The sequence below is a fragment of the Lentilactobacillus parafarraginis DSM 18390 = JCM 14109 genome, from assembly GCF_001435895.1.
Lineage (GTDB): Bacteria > Bacillota > Bacilli > Lactobacillales > Lactobacillaceae > Lentilactobacillus > Lentilactobacillus parafarraginis.
The window spans coordinates 1-16,749 of the sequence record NZ_AZFZ01000062.1 but is presented as its reverse complement, the minus strand read 5'-3'; the positions used below and the strand labels follow the sequence as shown (position 1 = coordinate 16,749).

At 46.2% G+C, this 16,749-nt stretch carries 19 protein-coding genes; 9 read left to right on the top strand and 10 right to left on the bottom strand.

Going from position 1 to position 16,749, the window contains the following annotated elements:
• The first annotated feature begins 33 nt into the window (after nucleotides 1-33).
• From FD47_RS16195 to FD47_RS15865, 3 genes are all read left to right on the top strand, one after another.
• Nucleotides 34-288: an FxLYD domain-containing protein gene (locus FD47_RS16195; RefSeq protein ID WP_420806367.1), complete on the top strand. Its 255-nt coding sequence runs from the start codon at nucleotides 34-36 to the stop codon at nucleotides 286-288.
• Nucleotides 289-443: 155 nt separating this feature from the next.
• Nucleotides 444-1,028 carry a tyrosine-type recombinase/integrase gene (locus FD47_RS15870; RefSeq protein ID WP_225352959.1) on the top strand — a complete coding sequence of 195 codons (585 nt, stop codon included), beginning with the start codon at nucleotides 444-446 and terminating at the stop codon, nucleotides 1,026-1,028.
• An 18-nt stretch (nucleotides 1,029-1,046) separates the two neighbouring features.
• On the top strand, nucleotides 1,047-1,598 hold the full coding sequence (locus FD47_RS15865; RefSeq protein ID WP_225352960.1) for a site-specific integrase: 552 nt from the start codon (nucleotides 1,047-1,049) through the stop codon (nucleotides 1,596-1,598).
• Nucleotides 1,599-1,757: 159 nt separating this feature from the next.
• On the opposite strand, the gene FD47_RS16190 is transcribed toward FD47_RS15865, so the two are convergent.
• From FD47_RS16190 to FD47_RS11875, 4 genes are all read right to left on the bottom strand, one after another.
• Nucleotides 1,758-1,961 carry a peptidoglycan recognition protein family protein gene (locus FD47_RS16190; protein ID WP_082402661.1) on the bottom strand — a complete coding sequence of 68 codons (204 nt, stop codon included), beginning with the start codon at nucleotides 1,959-1,961 and terminating at the stop codon, nucleotides 1,758-1,760.
• On the bottom strand, nucleotides 1,919-2,299 hold the full coding sequence (locus FD47_RS16115; RefSeq protein WP_054736041.1) for an N-acetylmuramoyl-L-alanine amidase: 381 nt from the start codon (nucleotides 2,297-2,299) through the stop codon (nucleotides 1,919-1,921). Before FD47_RS16115 ends, FD47_RS16190 begins: the two co-directional genes overlap by 43 nt.
• Nucleotides 2,300-2,465: 166 nt before the next feature.
• Nucleotides 2,466-2,783: a hypothetical protein gene (locus FD47_RS11880; protein WP_056980719.1), complete on the bottom strand. Its 318-nt coding sequence runs from the start codon at nucleotides 2,781-2,783 to the stop codon at nucleotides 2,466-2,468.
• A gap of 112 nt (nucleotides 2,784-2,895) precedes the next feature.
• A complete protein-coding gene (locus FD47_RS11875; protein ID WP_056980718.1) occupies nucleotides 2,896-3,672 on the bottom strand; it encodes an acetoin reductase in 777 nt (258 codons plus the stop codon).
• A gap of 396 nt (nucleotides 3,673-4,068) precedes the next feature.
• Between FD47_RS11875 and FD47_RS11870 the strand changes: the two genes are divergently transcribed.
• Nucleotides 4,069-4,557 carry a hypothetical protein gene (locus FD47_RS11870; protein ID WP_054736068.1) on the top strand — a complete coding sequence of 163 codons (489 nt, stop codon included), beginning with the start codon at nucleotides 4,069-4,071 and terminating at the stop codon, nucleotides 4,555-4,557.
• A 103-nt stretch (nucleotides 4,558-4,660) separates the two neighbouring features.
• Here the strand turns inward: FD47_RS11870 and spxB are convergent, their stop codons facing one another.
• Nucleotides 4,661-6,415 carry a pyruvate oxidase gene (spxB, locus tag FD47_RS11865; RefSeq protein WP_056980717.1) on the bottom strand — a complete coding sequence of 585 codons (1,755 nt, stop codon included), beginning with the start codon at nucleotides 6,413-6,415 and terminating at the stop codon, nucleotides 4,661-4,663.
• Between the two features lie 203 nt (nucleotides 6,416-6,618).
• On the opposite strand from spxB, the gene FD47_RS11860 reads away from it, so the two are divergent.
• Nucleotides 6,619-7,044 (top strand): DUF805 domain-containing protein, encoded by a 426-nt coding sequence (locus tag FD47_RS11860; RefSeq protein ID WP_054736048.1) that lies wholly within the window; start codon nucleotides 6,619-6,621, stop codon nucleotides 7,042-7,044.
• A 108-nt stretch (nucleotides 7,045-7,152) separates the two neighbouring features.
• Here FD47_RS11860 and FD47_RS11855 read toward each other — a convergent pair whose 3' ends face one another.
• The 3 genes from FD47_RS11855 to FD47_RS11845 form a co-directional block, all read right to left on the bottom strand.
• Complete coding sequence (locus tag FD47_RS11855) at nucleotides 7,153-7,554, bottom strand: pyridoxamine 5'-phosphate oxidase family protein (protein ID WP_008215043.1); 402 nt, start codon at nucleotides 7,552-7,554, stop codon at nucleotides 7,153-7,155.
• Nucleotides 7,555-7,655: 101 nt separating this feature from the next.
• The gene (locus FD47_RS11850; protein ID WP_054736052.1) at nucleotides 7,656-8,249 is read right to left on the bottom strand and encodes a TMEM175 family protein; all 594 of its coding nucleotides are present in this window, start codon (nucleotides 8,247-8,249) and stop codon (nucleotides 7,656-7,658) included.
• Between the two features lie 30 nt (nucleotides 8,250-8,279).
• Nucleotides 8,280-9,023: a tyrosine-protein phosphatase gene (locus FD47_RS11845; RefSeq protein ID WP_056980716.1), complete on the bottom strand. Its 744-nt coding sequence runs from the start codon at nucleotides 9,021-9,023 to the stop codon at nucleotides 8,280-8,282.
• A 227-nt stretch (nucleotides 9,024-9,250) separates the two neighbouring features.
• Between FD47_RS11845 and FD47_RS11840 the strand changes: the two genes are divergently transcribed.
• Nucleotides 9,251-9,541: a putative quinol monooxygenase gene (locus FD47_RS11840; RefSeq protein ID WP_054736056.1), complete on the top strand. Its 291-nt coding sequence runs from the start codon at nucleotides 9,251-9,253 to the stop codon at nucleotides 9,539-9,541.
• Nucleotides 9,542-9,637: 96 nt separating this feature from the next.
• Here FD47_RS11840 and FD47_RS11835 read toward each other — a convergent pair whose 3' ends face one another.
• Complete coding sequence (locus FD47_RS11835) at nucleotides 9,638-11,035, bottom strand: FAD-binding oxidoreductase (RefSeq protein ID WP_054736057.1); 1,398 nt, start codon at nucleotides 11,033-11,035, stop codon at nucleotides 9,638-9,640.
• Nucleotides 11,036-11,262: 227 nt separating this feature from the next.
• On the opposite strand from FD47_RS11835, the gene FD47_RS11830 reads away from it, so the two are divergent.
• The gene (locus FD47_RS11830; protein WP_054736059.1) at nucleotides 11,263-12,300 is read left to right on the top strand and encodes a baeRF6 domain-containing protein; all 1,038 of its coding nucleotides are present in this window, start codon (nucleotides 11,263-11,265) and stop codon (nucleotides 12,298-12,300) included.
• A 79-nt stretch (nucleotides 12,301-12,379) separates the two neighbouring features.
• On the opposite strand, the gene FD47_RS11825 is transcribed toward FD47_RS11830, so the two are convergent.
• Nucleotides 12,380-13,165 carry a DUF4931 domain-containing protein gene (locus FD47_RS11825; RefSeq protein WP_171035063.1) on the bottom strand — a complete coding sequence of 262 codons (786 nt, stop codon included), beginning with the start codon at nucleotides 13,163-13,165 and terminating at the stop codon, nucleotides 12,380-12,382.
• A gap of 229 nt (nucleotides 13,166-13,394) precedes the next feature.
• Here FD47_RS11825 and FD47_RS11820 point away from each other — a divergent pair, with 229 nt between their 5' ends.
• Nucleotides 13,395-14,381, top strand: a complete 987-nt coding sequence (locus tag FD47_RS11820) for an NAD(P)-dependent oxidoreductase (protein ID WP_056980715.1) — start codon at nucleotides 13,395-13,397, stop codon at nucleotides 14,379-14,381.
• Nucleotides 14,382-14,900: 519 nt separating this feature from the next.
• Nucleotides 14,901-16,646: a thiamine pyrophosphate-dependent enzyme gene (locus FD47_RS11815; RefSeq protein ID WP_056980714.1), complete on the top strand. Its 1,746-nt coding sequence runs from the start codon at nucleotides 14,901-14,903 to the stop codon at nucleotides 16,644-16,646.
• The last annotated feature ends 103 nt before the right edge of the window (nucleotides 16,647-16,749 follow it).

The window sequence follows — 16,749 nt, the reverse complement described above, 5'->3', positions numbered from 1 at the left end:
TAGTGTTGCACTTAAAGTGTAAATTCAAGATTAATAAAAACAATTAGATTCAAACAAACGAAAAATGACTATGGTTATAAAACATATTCAGCCAATGTTAAAAATACCACGGACTTTTCGTTTAAATCATTTAGTGTAAATGTCAAATTACTAAATGCTAATAAAACGGTCATTGATACTCAACCCATTTTTATCAATGACTGGGATAAGGGACAAACCAACCGTTTTGAATTTACCACTAATAAGAGATTTTCTAACTATAACATTGTCAAAGATTTGGTTGACTAAGCAAAAGACACATCCCCCACTCGCCAAAGTTTAGGATGTGCTAATACCAATACATATATAAGGGGATAACTATGCCCTTTTAATTAATAATACAGGAAAGGTGGTGATGCCGCAATATTCCTTTTTAATCCGTCCCAGGGTGAAAGGAAAATATCATGACAAAAATTGTTGAATACAAAAATAAAAAAGGCCAGAAACTGTATAAGTTCCAGGCCTATCTCGGAATTGATGAACAGACTGGCAAGAAGAAAGTTACTCGTCGTGGTGGCTTTAAATCAAAGCGAGAGGCCGAATTAGTCCTTTCCCGTTTGCAGTCTTCATTCGAGGATCATGGTGCCCCACAGCACAATAATATCCTCTTTAAAGACGTGTATGAAGAATGGTATGAAAGTTACATTAATACCGTTCGAGTATCTACCTATGCCCGTACCAGAGCAATGTTTAATAACCACATTTTACCAGCTTTTGGCGAAAAGCGCATCTGTACTATCACCATTCGTGATGTCCAAAAAGCCGTCAACCTGTGGTTTGAAATTGCCCCGGTCTCTGGGTATAAACGTTGGTATCAGTACACCACGAACGTCCTTGATTTTGCGATTAGGATGGGCTACATTCACCATTCAAATCCTGCTAAGGCAATTGTGCTCCCCCGCCGCCAAGAACTACCAGGGGATGCGCCAGAGAACTTTTATGACCGAGAAGAATTAGCAACTTTCTTTGAACATATCGATAAGCAATAGGAGTTCGATAAGTATGTATTGTTTCGAACTTTGGCCTATTCGGGGATGCGTCGTGGTGAGTGCTTAGCATTAACTTGGGGTGATGTGGACTTGAACAATCATTCGATTCGGATTAATAAAACTGTCACTCAAGGTTTACGAGGCGTTATGATTATTCAACCACCAAAGACCAAAGCCGGTTATCGTGACATTCCACTAGATGATCAAACCACGGCTATACTGAAGAAGTGGCAAATTATGCAAAAAGAACATTTCTTCTCATTTAGAAAAAAATTTGAGGCAGACAAACAGCTGGTCTTTGCATCCACACGCAACAAGCACCGGTCATTTAATTTACCGAAAAAATGGTACACCGAAATTGTCGAACGAACGAATTTAAAACACATCACAATTCACGGTTTCCGAAAGACCTACTGCACTGCTCTAATTAGTGCTGGATTACCAATCAAAGAAGTTCAACGGCGCATGGGTCACGACGATATTCAGACGACGTTGGATGTATACTCATTTGTCACAAAAGACCAAATCAGAGAATCGACCCAACTATTTGAGAAGTATATTACTGGTTAGAAACCCATGTTTCACAGTATTCTGATGGTCGGTTAGCACATGGTTAGCACGGCCAATTGTTTCATGGCGAAAAGCTAGTCATACCAAGTGATTACAAACGTTGTAACCGTCGCCCGCCGACTCCATTAATCAATAAAAGCTGGTAATCACGATCTTTGATCATTCGTGGTAATCAGCTTTTTTATTTTTAAACTCGATTCTCGCCAGCCGAACAACCTCATCAACATCTAGCCCACCGGGACAGGCGGTATTTGTCACTTCTCGATGGGCTAAAACGTGTTGTCTATCCAATGGAATTTGGTAGCGCTTGCAAATATCAGCTACCAGCCGCGCACAATTTTGAACGGTTCGCGGGTCAACCAACCATTCCGGCGCGCGCCCGTCGAGTTGACATTTTCAATTCCAATCGAACGCTGATTAGGATTGGCCATTTTAGGAGGATCAGCCTGACCGATCCCACCCGCGTGCCACGCCGCATACTGTTCGCCAACACAACCAATGATTTCCGTGGGGGTCACCTCATAATGAGCGGAGGTGTTAGCCGGACCGCCGGCAATCCAAATGTTCATCGCCTCATCGGCATCAGTCATTGCATTGTGATGAATCACAATGCGGTCAATTTTGATTCCATTCCGGCTGCTGGCATTCAATTTTTTCGGATTAAGACTGGTAATCAGCTTACTAAACGTTGGATTTGCCACAAAATCCCTCCTAATTTAAATCGCTTTTAAAACCCTCAAACTCATCATTATTAAACACTCATAACAAGACCCAAAGAAACCACCCGGGAAACTCCAGAACTCAAATCTGAAATCTCCAAGGTGGCATTTTTCACCGCATGGCGACAACCCTATCGACATTGGCAACTCAATCAACCAACTTCAAATACATTATTTCGCCATTTGGTAACGTAATGTCAATTGTGGACCCAATTTGTTCAAAGTCGATTTGATGAATTTTAACCGCCTGTTTTGGCTTTGGGGTGACCGCATCAATTGTCATTGACCGCATCGGCCCCGAGCCGCCTCCATGAACAACTGGGAGAATTGAACAGTGTAACGTATAACCCAACTGAGTGGTCAATTTAACCTTGGTGGTCTGATCTGCTGGAAACTGACCATTAGAAATCGGATACGTATTGGAAACTGGCAAAATGCCACCACCCTTTCCTTCAGTTGCTTTCAAAATAACACACATCTATCCGGCAAGTAAAATGGCGCTAATTCACCAATCAGATTGCTTCTTCCCAATCTCATCGGTCGGCATGAATTTCCGAATCATTCCACCATTCAGTCATTTAACGGTAAACCATTCCACCATCAACCAAAATCGTCTGGCCGGTAATGTAATCAGAATCAGGGGATGCCAAGAAGGATACCAGGTTGGCAACATCATCAGGCATTTCGTATCTTCCCAGCGAAATATCCGCGGTGTACTTTGCAAACGCATCGCCCGGTTTCAATGTCGGATCGTGTTTCACCATTTCGGCATCCAGGCGATCCCACATCTTGGTCTTTGCAACCCCGGGGGCGTACGCATTCACGTTGATTTTATATTTTGCCAACTCCTTGGATGCCGTCTGCGTGAACGAGCGAACGACGTGTTTGGTGGCTGAATAAGTCCCCAACATGGCATAGGACTCGTGGCCCGCAATACTCGAGGCGCTGATGATCTTGCCACCGCCGCCCTGTTTAATAAATTGCGTTGCAGCTGCCTGGGTACCAAAGAGCATCCCAAAGGCGTTGATTGAGAACAAGCGTTGCAATTCACTTTCATCAATTTCCAAGAGCGGAGTTGCGGCCTCGATGCCGGCATTATTGACGAATACGTCAAGGCGACCAAATGTGTCAACGGCGTGCTGGACCAAAGCAAACTGATCCTCACGCTTCGAAACATCGCCCACAAAACTCGTTACCTCAATCCCATTATCTTTAAATTCAGTTTCAGTTTGGTTCAGTAATTCTTCATTAATATCGTGAATCACAATTGCAAAGCCGTCTTTGGCAAGCCTCTCAGCAATTCCCCTACCTAAGCCACCAGCTGACCCGGTTACGACTGCCACTTTTTTTGCCATTGTAAAGCCCTCCTTAATTAGATGAAACCCCGTTTAGGTTTATTTCTTGAATCCGCTTACATAGTACATCGTACGCCATTAAATTGCACAATATTGGTCTTGAAATTCGGCAACTTTTTCAACGCTCACAATGGCTGATCGGTCATTTTTCAGTCCTTGCAAACACCCCCCATTCCATGCTATACTTCATGACGGTGCCAAACCACGGTGAGTTCGTAACGATCGGCGCGTAAGCGTTCAGAAGGTCGAAGCGGCTCGCCATTTTTGGTTCCACCCTTTTCATTGGCTTTTTATTTATTTTTAGTTAAATTGGTGGTCACCAGGACGCTCCTTGCTAACCCATCCGTTCAAAATGGTATACTGAAGGCAATCAAGGCTTCTAAGGAGATGGGCTTTATGCAAAACCAAACACCCTCCCGGCTCCAGCGTCAACAAAATCACGCCGAAACAAAGCGGGCCGGCCACACAAAATTAATCGTTATTATCACCATTTTGGTCGTCCTTCTCGGCGGTGCCCTTTACATCGGTCATCAGGTTCACGAACTGACCGATGCGCAACGGCAGACCAACACCATTTTGGATAAACCGATTAAACGGACCGTCGTCAAAATTGTCGAGCCAAAGCTACCGGAAGCCGTTCGGCCGCAGGTGGTCCAAATCATTGAAGATGAACCGCTGTATAAATTGCAGCAGGCCGCTGACAATCCAACCACCTTCCAACAAATTGCTGATAAGTATCAAGTTCCGCAAAGCTACGTTGCCCCGGCAAAGCAATACTGGTTTAGCCAGCAAAATCAGGCACTCCGATCCGATATTTATCACGCCCAACTGCTTCAGTTGATTTCTGAACTGCGCCAGTTGGATAACGAAACGTCCGGAACCTGACATTTTAAAACGTTCATTAGCTGCAAAAATCCGTTACCCCCGCAACCTTCAAGGAAGGCACTGGGGTAACGGATTTTTTGTTTATTGATTTAACCATTCAAACTTATTGAACGTGATGCTGCTTCAAGAATTGACTCAGTGGAATCAGATCATCGGCGTAGTACCGCTTCTTAAAGTCATCGATGGTCTTCTGATCGAATTTATCAGGATCCAAAGTCAGTTTTTCAACTGGAATTGGCCGTTCATTGGTAATCTTGACGTCAATCAAAACTGGCTTGCCTGCCTTGGTCAATTCAAGTGCCTGATCAAATGCCGCTTTCATCTCGTCGACCTTGGTAACCGTGATGCCGGTCATCCCCTGGGCCTCCGCAGCCTTGGCAAAATCGGTTTGTGGCAAACTAATTCCAAACCACTCGTGATTGTCGTCTTCCTGCTCATCTTCAATGAAGCCCAAAGCATCGTTGGAGAAGATCACGTTAATGACTGGTAAGTGATAGCCAACTTCGGTGCTCAAATCCTGCATGACCATGGCAGCTGCCCCATCACCAGCAAGATTAAATACCTGCCGGCCGGGATAACTCAGTGACGCAGCGATTGCTCCTGGCAGTCCAACGCCCATGGTTGCAAACAAGCCTGACGTAATCCATGGTTGTTTACCATTGACCTTGAGTAATCGAACCGCGTTTTGGGTCACGTCACCAACATCGACCGAGTAAATCGCATCGTCATCCGAAATTCGGTTAATTTCCTTAAATGCCGGTTCAAATCGCAGATCACCCGTGGTCCGATTCATCATGTGATCATTATACTGGTGCCAATTAGTCACGTTATCAACGTTTGCGGCGTACCAGTCTGATGGGGCGGCATCCTGACCCAGTTCGATGAACCGCTGGAGTGCCTTCTTGGCATCGGCTAAGATAGCAACGTCGGTTTGGTGCCGCTTCCCCAATACTTGAGGATTACTGTCAATTTGGATGAATTTAACGTCGGGTTTAAACATGGCTTCAGCAAATGGGTAGTTTGAGCCCACAAACAGCATCAAATCAGTTTCCTGAAGGGCTTCGTTGGCCGGTTTAGAAGCAACCCGGGCAGCCGATCCCAGCAATGATTCAAAGTCATACGGAATGATTTGCTTGCCAAGCGCGGTAGTAATGACCGGCATCTGAAACTTCTTGGCAAAGGCCATAACTTCATCAGCCGCCCCAAGCGTTCCCTGACCGACGTAGAGAACCGGCTTCTTGGCCTTAGAAATAAGATCCAGGGCCTGCTTAATTTGGTCATCGGATCCGGGGCCAAGAACTGGGCGGGCAAAGTTTTTAGCGGCGCTATAGTAGCCGTTAGCCGGAATTTCCTTATTTGACAAATCGTTTGGAATTGTCACAAACGCCGGTCCGTGCTGAGCAAACGCCCGCCGAATGGCTTCATCCAGAATGTGTGGCAAGCTTTCAGCTGTCATGACTGTTCGAGCATAAACCCCGGCATCCTTAAACCACGGATTTTCGTCAAATTCCTGGAAGAAATCCTGGTTCATTAACGCCTGGGGATTTTGGCCAACGATGAACAGCGTCGGTACTTTATCAGCCATCGCATCGTAAGCCCCCTGATACAAGTGGGTTGCGCCGGGGCCGGCAGAACCAAATGCAACGCCGATTGTCCCGGTTAACTTCGTATCAGCAACCGCGGCCAAGGCGCCAACTTCTTCATGACGAACATGTACATATTTAATCCGATCCTTTTCGGCGTCCAGTGCGTACATTAAGTTTTTCACCGTTCCGCCGGGGATACCATAAATATGATCAACTCCCCAACTCTCAAGGGTTCGCAAAGCGGCAACGCCGGAATTAATTGTATCTGCCATAACTAAAACCTCCCGTAAAAAACACTTTCCTTTTCACTTACGCACTTATAATAGTTGTGCAAAATCGAAATAACAAATAAATGCACTTTCGATTTGAAACCGCTTAAACTGGCCATAAAAATAACCAATCATAAACCGAGGTTTCCCGCTGGCCGCAGTCATGATAAGATTGACTAGTCATATCAAGCAAAGGAGAAACTATTTTGAAAGCCGCATTTATTGACTACTTAGAATTTTGGACCAAAATGCCCGTCTTTAACGCCACGGCGAACCGAAGACAATTCTGGCTCCCGTTGGCCGTGCATACCATTTTACTAGCCGCTTTACTCGTTTCAACCCACCAGGTCAACCAGTATTTGACCGGCCGGGGCGTCAATATCGGCATCGCGTTTTCAGGAGCATTGCCACTATGGGCAGTCATCGTGTTCTTGGCAGAAATCGTTCTGATATTAATGGCCAGCGTGGGCACATTCACGAGCCTGGCCCGGCGACTGCACGACGCCGACTTTTCTGGCTGGTGGTTATGGCTGCTACTCTTTTCTGGTATTGGTTACCTGATTTTACTAGTGATTGCGCTTCTGCCCTCAAGAAAGAATCTGCGCTGGCCGCTTAACCAAACCGACGCGTAATCAAAAAAGTTTCCATGATCACTTTGACATTGCCTTCATCGTGGCCCCTGATAAATGAAATAAAAAATTCCAGTCACGTTGGCTGGAATTTTTTATAGGTTTATTTAGTTATTCTTCAAAGATTTTGCCGGCTTTCGGGCCCGGGTCCAATGTCCAAATCTTATCAATGGTGATGACCCCGGCTCCCTTTGGTGCTGGAAACTTCCCTTCAGCCCATTTTGCAGCTTGATCGAAATACGGGCCATCCGTGTAAAGTTTTGCGGTGCCGCCGAAGCGAAAGCCTTTCAAAGCCTTTGCATTGGCAACGGCAACAATTGCCTTACCATTATCGTTAATATTTGCTTGGGTTTGGCCACCTGTCATTTCGTTATAGATGAGGTGTTCATCGTCCAAAACCCGCATGGAAATCTTGGGGCCAACGTCTGGATTACCATCGGCATCCACCGTTGAAATGTAGGATAATTCCCCTAAAATCATGTCCTTCATTGCCTGTGTTAACTTTGCCATCATAACATCCCCCTATTTATTTAAGTATGCTCATTTTAGTGCCGGATAAGATGACAAGCAATCATTTACGCTTGATGACAAACCAAATAATGAGCGGAAATTTGTCAAAACAGGCGGGTACTGATGCGGCCAATCGTCGTCGTGATCGTTCGCATTAAGAGTCCCAGCGCAATAAACACTAATAAAAATTGGGGCAACCAATAGGCAACGGCCAGATAACCGATGCTAATGCCCAGCATCACCTTTGCCAGCCTAAATTCTTCGCGATCATGCTTGTCCAATTGATGACCCGTGCTTAGGTTTAACGAAATCACTTCCCGGAATAGGATTACCTGCGTGAGATCAACGGCCAACATCACCAGTGCGAACGCAATTGAGGCATCCCTGGAAAAATCGGAATCACTGATCCATGAGGTGACAAAGGGCACCAAACAGACCATGCCCAAATAATACAAATTCGTGATCAATAATTTGATCGACGGCTGCTTCACATGGCTAAAAAGCTCCTGGTGAATCACCCAGTACTGACTCACAATTCCAAAACTAATCAAATAAATCAAAAGATTTCGCAGCAACAAACTAATTTCTGCCCAACTATCATTAACTGGCGGCTTAATATCCAACACCATGATGGTTAGCACCACGGCAAAGATGCCATCTGAAATCGCTTCTGTTCGTGACTCCGACCACTTAAACATTCCGACATCCCCTAAAATAAATTGAACCGCCTACTGAACGTAAAGCTTCCGCAATTTTTCGCTGAAGTCAGCCGGCAACCGGAGCCCGGTGGTTAAATACCCATCAAAACTGCCATACTTTTGATGAACCGTGTCGAAAAAGCGTTGCAAATAATCAGGTTCGACCACAAGCGCCTGAGCCAGTGAGTGTTGCTGGGCAACTGACAGCTTAGGGGCTAACTGCTGGATAATTTTAGCATTCGCCGCTTTTCGGGCGTCATTTGTCCGCAAATAGTCGTCAAAGATTAACTGCTGATCCGCGCCCGCTGCCTTTAAAATAATTGCGGCCGCCACGCCGGTTCGGTCTTTGCCGGCAAAGCAGTGAAAGAAAGTTGGCTCCGGCTTTTCAATCAATTCTTCAAGAAATTGATGGTAGCCCTCCCGAGCGGAATCGCTGACGACCAGCTGCTCATAAGTCGCCAACATTACGTCGGTAATATCACCGGCGTTGTCGATCATCCCGTCAATACTGACACCGTTCTTCTTAGCATCAATTAAAACATCAATCGGCTGATACTCAACCGGCTGCCAGAGGCTGTCTGGGAACTGCTTTCGTTCATCAAGGCTCCGAAAATCAATAATCCGGGTAATTTTCAGATCCCGCTGTAAATAGTTAATCTGGTTACCTGAAAGGTCGTCCAGCTGGCCGCCACGAAACAAAAGGCCATCGCGAATATGCCCGTTGGCCACCGGATACCCGCCAAGCGACCGAAAATTCGTTAAAGAAACTGTCATGATGTCGCCACCTCATTCATCATTTTTTAAATATCACAAGCCCATTATCCCCCTAGCTTTTAAAAGTGGCAATCAAAAGAAAACTTAGCTGTCTGATGAAGTGCTGCGGGAAAAACAGGCGTTGCAACCGCGGCAAATCAATTGCTTAGTCAACTTTTTCACAATTTCCGGGGTGATCTTGTTATAATTAAAACGGTTACAATATATTGGCACATTGGAGGAATTTTATGAAAATCATCAACGTTGAATTAACCGTTAAGCCAGGAATGCAAAAAGATTACGAGGCTTTCATCGATAAACTCGTCCAGGGTTCTCGCGGTGAAGCCGGTAATGTCAGTTACGACCACTTTAAGAAGATTGGCAGTGACAACGAGTACGAAATTATCGAGCACTGGAAGGATGCCGACGCCGTGGAATTCCACAACAATACGCCGCATTTCCAAGCCTTCCTCTCCGGAGTTGGCGACTTTCTGACAAAGGATCCGGTCATTATTCGAATGGACTATCAGCCCGAATAGCTATTAAAACCCGTTAGAACACGGCGAACTTTGCCGATTCTAACGGGTTTTCTGTCGGAATGATTGAATGAGTTAACCTAAAGATCAAAACTAAAGCTAGTTGATCTTGCGTTTTGGATTGAGGATGCCCATGGGATCAAACAGATTTTTGATTTGGTGCTGCAGCACATCCACTGCATCTCCCAACTCTTCATTTGTCCACTGATTCTTGGACATGCCAACCGCATGCTCTCCTGAAATCGTGCCGCCAAATGCCAATGTCTTCCGGAACAGCCGGCGAACGGCCTCAATCACCTTCTCAGGTGGATTAGACTGGTCATTCCATAACAGGGTTGGATGCAGATTCCCATCACCAGCGTGGCCGGCGGTGTAAATATCCACGTCCAAGTCCTTGCCAACCTGATCAATATAGGCGACCATTTCCGCCAGTTTTGAAAGCGGCACGGCCATATCCTCCATAATGTGATACTTGGAATTACTGAAAACAGCGGGCAGCATGTCCCGCCGCAACTGAATGAGTTTTGCGGCTTCTTGAGGGTCATCGGTAATGTTGACGTGCCAGGCGCCGTAATCAGCAAGAATCTTCTGAACGGTCTTTAATTTCAAGTCACTGCCGCTGTCCATGCTGAATATGAGCAGCGAGGACTGATCGCTTTGCGCGTAGTCGGTTTTTTCATATTGATCGAGTGCCTTAACGGTTTTACCGTCGAGAGCTTCCAGCATTGACGGATAAAGCCCGGAGTTGCGGATTGCTTTGACCCCCTCAGCGAGTTTAGCCATGTCATCGAAGAACGCAATCCCAGTAATCGTCTGACCAACTGGGATTGGAAACAGCTTCACCGTCACTTCGGTAATGATTCCCAAAGTCCCCTCAGAGCCAACGAACAGCTGGGTGAGGTCATAGCCAAAGGCCTGCTTGAAGGTTCGCCCACCGAGCTTTAATTCCTGACCATTTGTCAGCATGACTTTCAACCCCAACACCGAGTCTTTGGTGGCACCGTAACGGACACCACTCAAGCCACCGGCATTCGTGGAAACATTGCCGCCAATTGCCGATATGGGCTTGGATGCGGGATCCGGGGCATAAAACATCCCTTGCTTGCGGGCCGCTTTATCCAAATCCTGATTGATCACCCCAGGTTCAACCACGGCTAACGAATCATCCTTATTGATTTCCTTGATATGGTTCAACTTGGCAACCGACAGAATAATCGCCCCGTCGATTCCGTCAGCGCCGACCACCGTACTGGTATCCGCGGTTTGCGGAACAACCGCAATATGAAACTTTTGGGCTGTTTTCAAAACACCGCGAATGTCGTCAACATCACCAACGGCAACGTACGCCAGGATCTGACCGGAAATCGTGTCCTGGGCTTTGCCATTAGCTGAATGTTGGGCGGAAACGTCGTCATCAACGTGGATTTCGGCGTGCGGCGCATTCTCTTTCAAAAATTCAATCAGCTGATCATGATTGTAAGCTGAAAATACTGCCATCTGTGAACACTCCCTTGTGATTTTATAACCGTAATTATGTTTTAAAGGTTTATCGGGGAATGGTCAAATAGTTGCATTTTTTTATTGACCAAACTTTTTTGAAGTGGCAAACCGTCAGCTTTTCACAAGCCGATTTCTCCCTTCAACCATGATATTTTGATATAATTAAAGTAGAAGTTATAGAATTAAACAGTTATAACTATCCCATCAATAAGGAGTGGAGCGCTATGGCAATTAAAACAACTGTTTCACAGCTTGCGAAGTTACCAGCAATGAATGCACCGGTGATCACGCTTAACTTGAATTTAAATAAGTTGGCCTATGACGCCAACGAGCAGCTTCGCGTGAAGAACATCCTCAAGGATATTCAAAAGGAAGTTGGCCCCAGCATCGACGCGTTCGTCAGCGAAGTCAACGACCTGATCCGCCAGGAATTACCTTACGACGGCATCACCATGATTGCTGACCGAACCGGCGCGCAGGTGTACTACCTGATTCGAACCAGTGTTGACGAAGCCGGTTACCGAAGTGAAAATTCAATTGATTTTCTGTCGCTGCTCAGCGAATCACCAAACGCCGACTATACACTGATTGAACTTAATCGTGATAATAGCAAACTCTACCAACTTCAAAATAAGCGGGTGAGTCCCCTGGCCGTTGATAAATATCCTCTGACCATGCAGGATGCTTTAGGGACCGAACTGCGCGGCGGCGAACTAAACTTTAGTGCCCGTGGTGGTAATGCCCAATACCATGGTCATAACGAAACCAGTCAGGAAAAACAAATTGACCAGGAACGCTACTACCGGTTCATTAACGACCTTCTCGCGGATGATGCCGCACTAGCCGATCATCAGTTTATCCTGATGGGACTCCCCCAAAACATCAACCTCTTTAAGAAACTCAGTCGGGGCTTGAAACTTGCCACCATCGTGATTGATCAGTCAGTTCAAAATCTGTCACCAACACAAATTGCCGATCTGGTGAATGCGAAGATTGAGGATTACAATAAGACCCACTCAAATGATGCCATTACCAAGGTCTTCAGAGATAAACTATTCACAGATATCACAAACATCGAAAATATGCTGAACGCCAACCAGATTCGCCACCTATTTGTTGCTTCCAAGGACGAGATTAATGAACATGATCCCGAGCTATACGCGAAAATCAACGAAATGATTAAACAAGCCTTAGCTCAGGATGCCTCGGTATCCGTTGTGAAGGACACAAACGATATGCCGCTTGTTAGTGCCGTCAGCTAACAGTTATTTAAATAAGCATGACAAAAAAGTGATCGAAAATTTTCGACCACTTTTTTATTGAGCCTTTAATTCGCCAGGATTAAAGACGGTCATTGATTTCTTGAGCAATTTCGACCAGCCGCTGCATATCCTGAACCTGGGCAATCTTATAGCCCACAAAGTATGGTGACGTTGCGTAACGCGGCACGATCTTGCAATAAAAATGCCCCGCCATTTCATAGAAGAACAAGTTGTATGAGGTCACCCGGCCGCCCATATAATCATTAAGCAGATACTTAATAATTGTTTGGGCCGCATCCGCCAGACTGTCAATTTGAGCCACGCCATCAATGGCAATGTTAATTTCGACAAACCCGATGATTGGGTGGGTTGATAACGTAATTGTCCGCTGGGAATTTTTGGAAACGTCAACGCCGGTAAAGTTAGTCAACGATACGTTTTGATAAACATCGTAATCGTTGAGCCCGACGATCTGAAAGTGCGGGTGGCGTAAACTACCACCGGACATTGGGCCAAAATTCTTATACATAATCACACTGGCGTATTGATTAGAAACAATCATCTTGTGCCAGCACTTAAAGGCAAACTCGAAAACCTGTCGATTTGTTGCTTGCGAATAAACTGAGGGGCCACCGTTATGATCACTCGACTCAATCACCACCGTTTGGCAAGTGTCTTCAAGTGTCCGAAACTTATTGACCAGCCAAATGCGGTCCTGATCCTGAGCCAAAATATTAGTCAGATGGGCGACGTCACAAAACGGGCAGTAACCCTCGGGATGGCGAATATTTTCCGGTTTGCCCTTGGCGGCCCGGTAATCAAATTTAAGCGGTTCATTCACGATGTTTTCCCCTTTTCTTGTCATGGAGATGTTAGTAGGTATATTTTAAGGCGAATTCACAGTGCCGTCCAGCAATCTTCCCCGCAAATAATCAACCATATCCGTGGTGTCATTATCAAATTGAATGTAAAATGATTTGTAAAGGGGCGAAGTAATAATCGGGAAGACTTCGTCAACGCAACTTGGATTGGCTACCCAAGTTAACCCGAAGCCTTCCTTTAGCATCTCCTACTATGATGCTGGAAACTAAATTATGAAGCAGGTGATTAAATTGAACATTTTAATACTCGGATCAAACATCGACGGCACTCGCATTGCCGATGAAATCAACCATTTACAATTGAAAGCCACTAACCACTTTATTCGTGATGAGGCCAACATTTCGGATCAGGAACTCGCCGACGTTGACATTATTTTAGGTTGGGACAAACCAGTGGTGACGAAAATTTTAGCCATGCCCAACGCGAAGCTCAAATGGATTCAGGCTTATTCTGCTGGGGTTGATTACTACCCACTTCAGCAATTGGCCAAGCGAAACGTCCTGCTTTCCAACGTTAGTGGCATTCACGCTGAACCAATTTCTGAAAACGTATTGGGAATGATCCTCAGCTTCTATCGCGGGATTCACACCGCGGCCACCCACCAGTCCAGTGGCCAATGGACGATTCCGGACCATCAATTGGAAACGATTGCCGGCAAAAAAATGGTCATTTTTGGAACCGGCCACATTGGCAGCCGAATTGCCCAGCTGGCCGCCGCGTTTAACCTCTCAATTACCGGGGTGAATCATTCGGGACACCCCGTGAAGGACTTTCCCGCAACGATTTCGATTGATGCGTTGGATTCACAACCGGTTAGAGAAGCCGACATCATCGTCAATACAATGCCGCTAACCGCCCAAACAACCGGATTCTTCAACCACTCATTCTTTGACTTGGTGGATAACCAGCCCCTCTTCGTGACAATCGGTCGCGGCCCAAGTACGGTCACCGCTGATCTGGTACTCGCCCTGCAAAATCATCAAATAGGCGGCGCTGCTCTGGACGTAACCGATCCTGAACCCCTGCCATCCACAAGTCCGCTTTGGCAGATGCCAAACGTGATTATCACGCCCCACATTTCCGGACTCTATCAAAATTACTTTAAAGACGCGATTAATATTTTCGCCGAAAATCTCAAACAATTTGAAACTGACGGCACTTTAAAGCGAAATGAAGTTAATTTGAGTGCTGGTTACTAGTCACTGGATTGAATCGTTTCACGTTTGAATAGTCGCTTCATCAGTCATCTCGAATGTGGGGCTCTGGGGTTAATTAAAATTAACCGCAATGGGCATCTAATTCGAGATTTTTTGATTGTTTTATCTATAAATAATTAATGCCATGTGCTATAATAGGGCCGTTGGGCTTGATATAACCCAACTATTGGGGATAACTATATCGGGGATAAACTGAGAACCGCTCAGTCCGGCGCGATGAACCGGACTGGGCATTCTTGCTTTTTACAGGCGGGTGCGGTCATCAGCCCTTCGACACAAGTTGGCTTAGGAAAATTGCCCAATCGCTTCGTTATTTTCACCCCCCCCAATTCTTCACAAATCAATCACGTTCACTGTTGGCCACACCAATAAGGTTCGACCATTTCTGCCAATCTTTGTGAACAAAAAGGGTTGCATCATCACCCGGTCTGCGTTATATTTTTAAGCATACTTACAAATAGTAAGCAGAGAGAAACCATAACGATTAGGAGTGATTCAATCATGGCAACAATTACAGCGGGCCACGCGTTGGCCAAAGTCCTGGTAAGCTGGGACATCGATCATATTTACGGGATCACCGCGGATTCCATTAACAACACCGTGGATGGCCTGTATCAGGAACGCGATCATCTTAAATATATTCAGGTTCGCCATGAAGAAGTCGGTTCATTGGCCGCTACTGCCGATGCCAAGTTAACCGGAAAGGTTGGCGTCAGTTTTGGTTCAGCCGGCCCCGGCGCTACCCACATGTTTAACGGATTGTACGACGCCAAAATGGACCACGCGCCCGTGGTTGCCATTATTGGTCAATCCGCAACCCCCATCATGAATACCTACTTTTTCCAGGAAATGGATCAGGATCCCATGTTTTCGGACGTCACCGATTTTCATAAACAGGTGACAAATCCTGATCAGATCCCTTACGTGATGGACGAAGCGATTCGCTACGCCTACCAAACAAAGGGCCCGGCGGTTGTGATTATCCCAGACAATTTATCAGGGGAAACAATTGACTTTGAACCCTATCACACAGCCAAAGTTTTAAAATCAGCTACCACCCCAGCCGTTGACGATTCAGCGGTTGATGCGGTTTACGAACTCATCAGCAAGGCCAAGCACCCAGTTCTTTGGGTGGGCTTAGGCATGAAGGATGCCCGCGAGGAAGTCGTTAATTTCTCAGAAAAATTTAGCGTTCCGGTCCTCAGCACGGCGCCGTCAACGGGCATCATGCCAACCGATCACCCCAACTTCATGGGTTCTCGTGGCCGGCTGGGAACTAAGCCCGCTTTTGAAGTCACTCAGGCAGCCGACCTGATTATTCTTGCCGGCACCAACTACCCGTTCAGTCGGTTCCTGCCAAAGGGCATCAAATTTGTCCAGATTAATAACAGCGTGGCCGACCTCGGTAAACAACGGGACATCGACCTCACCGTTCTGGCCGATGCAAAACCGTTCTTCGCCAAGCTTAATCAAAAGGGCGCCGCAATTCCCGCAACCCCATTTTTAAAGGCCGCTCAACAGGATAAGAAAAATTGGGATGCCTGGTTGAATAAGGTCGCCGATGATGATCAATCCGGGTTAAATCCCGAAGCAGTTATCCGGGCCATTAAGGATCATAGCGATGACGACGCTGTCTTCGGTTTGGACGTCGGCAATAACCTGATGTGGTCAATCCGCCAACTGCCGTTTAACCATGATCAAAAGCTTTCAATGTCCGCTTGGTTTGGCACAATGGGTTATGCACTGCCGGCAAGTATCGCTGCCAAATTAAGCTATCCTGACCGCCAAGTCTTCAGCATCTCCGGTGATGGCGGCTTCTCAATGGTCATGCAGGATCTGTTAACCCAGGTCCAGTATCAATTGCCAATTGTCAACGTCGTTCTGGAAAACAAGGCGTTTGGCTACATTCAACACGAAAAAATAACCGCCAACCAGGAACCCTATGGGATTCACTTTATCGGCGCCGACTGGGCGGGCTTCGCTGACAGCATGGGCGCAATTGGCATCAAGGTCACTGACCGCGAATCGTTGGCGCAGGCATTCGCCAAAGTCCAAGATTTGCAGGCAGCTGGTAATACCAAACCAATTTTGATTGATGCCAAGGTCAAAAACCAAGATCCCGTTGACACCAGCTTTATGCCAATCGATCCGGAACAATTTGATAAAGCCACCATCGACACCTACACGGCCCAATCCAACTTGTTCGATCAACCGCCATTCTCAGAACTGCTTAAAAACGAATCTTAATCATGACGATAATCACTGTGACTAACTCGCTTTCCCTAGTGATTCAGCGATTCACCATAAAATTAAGGTAATCAAAAAAGATTGGGAATTCCCAATCTCAGAC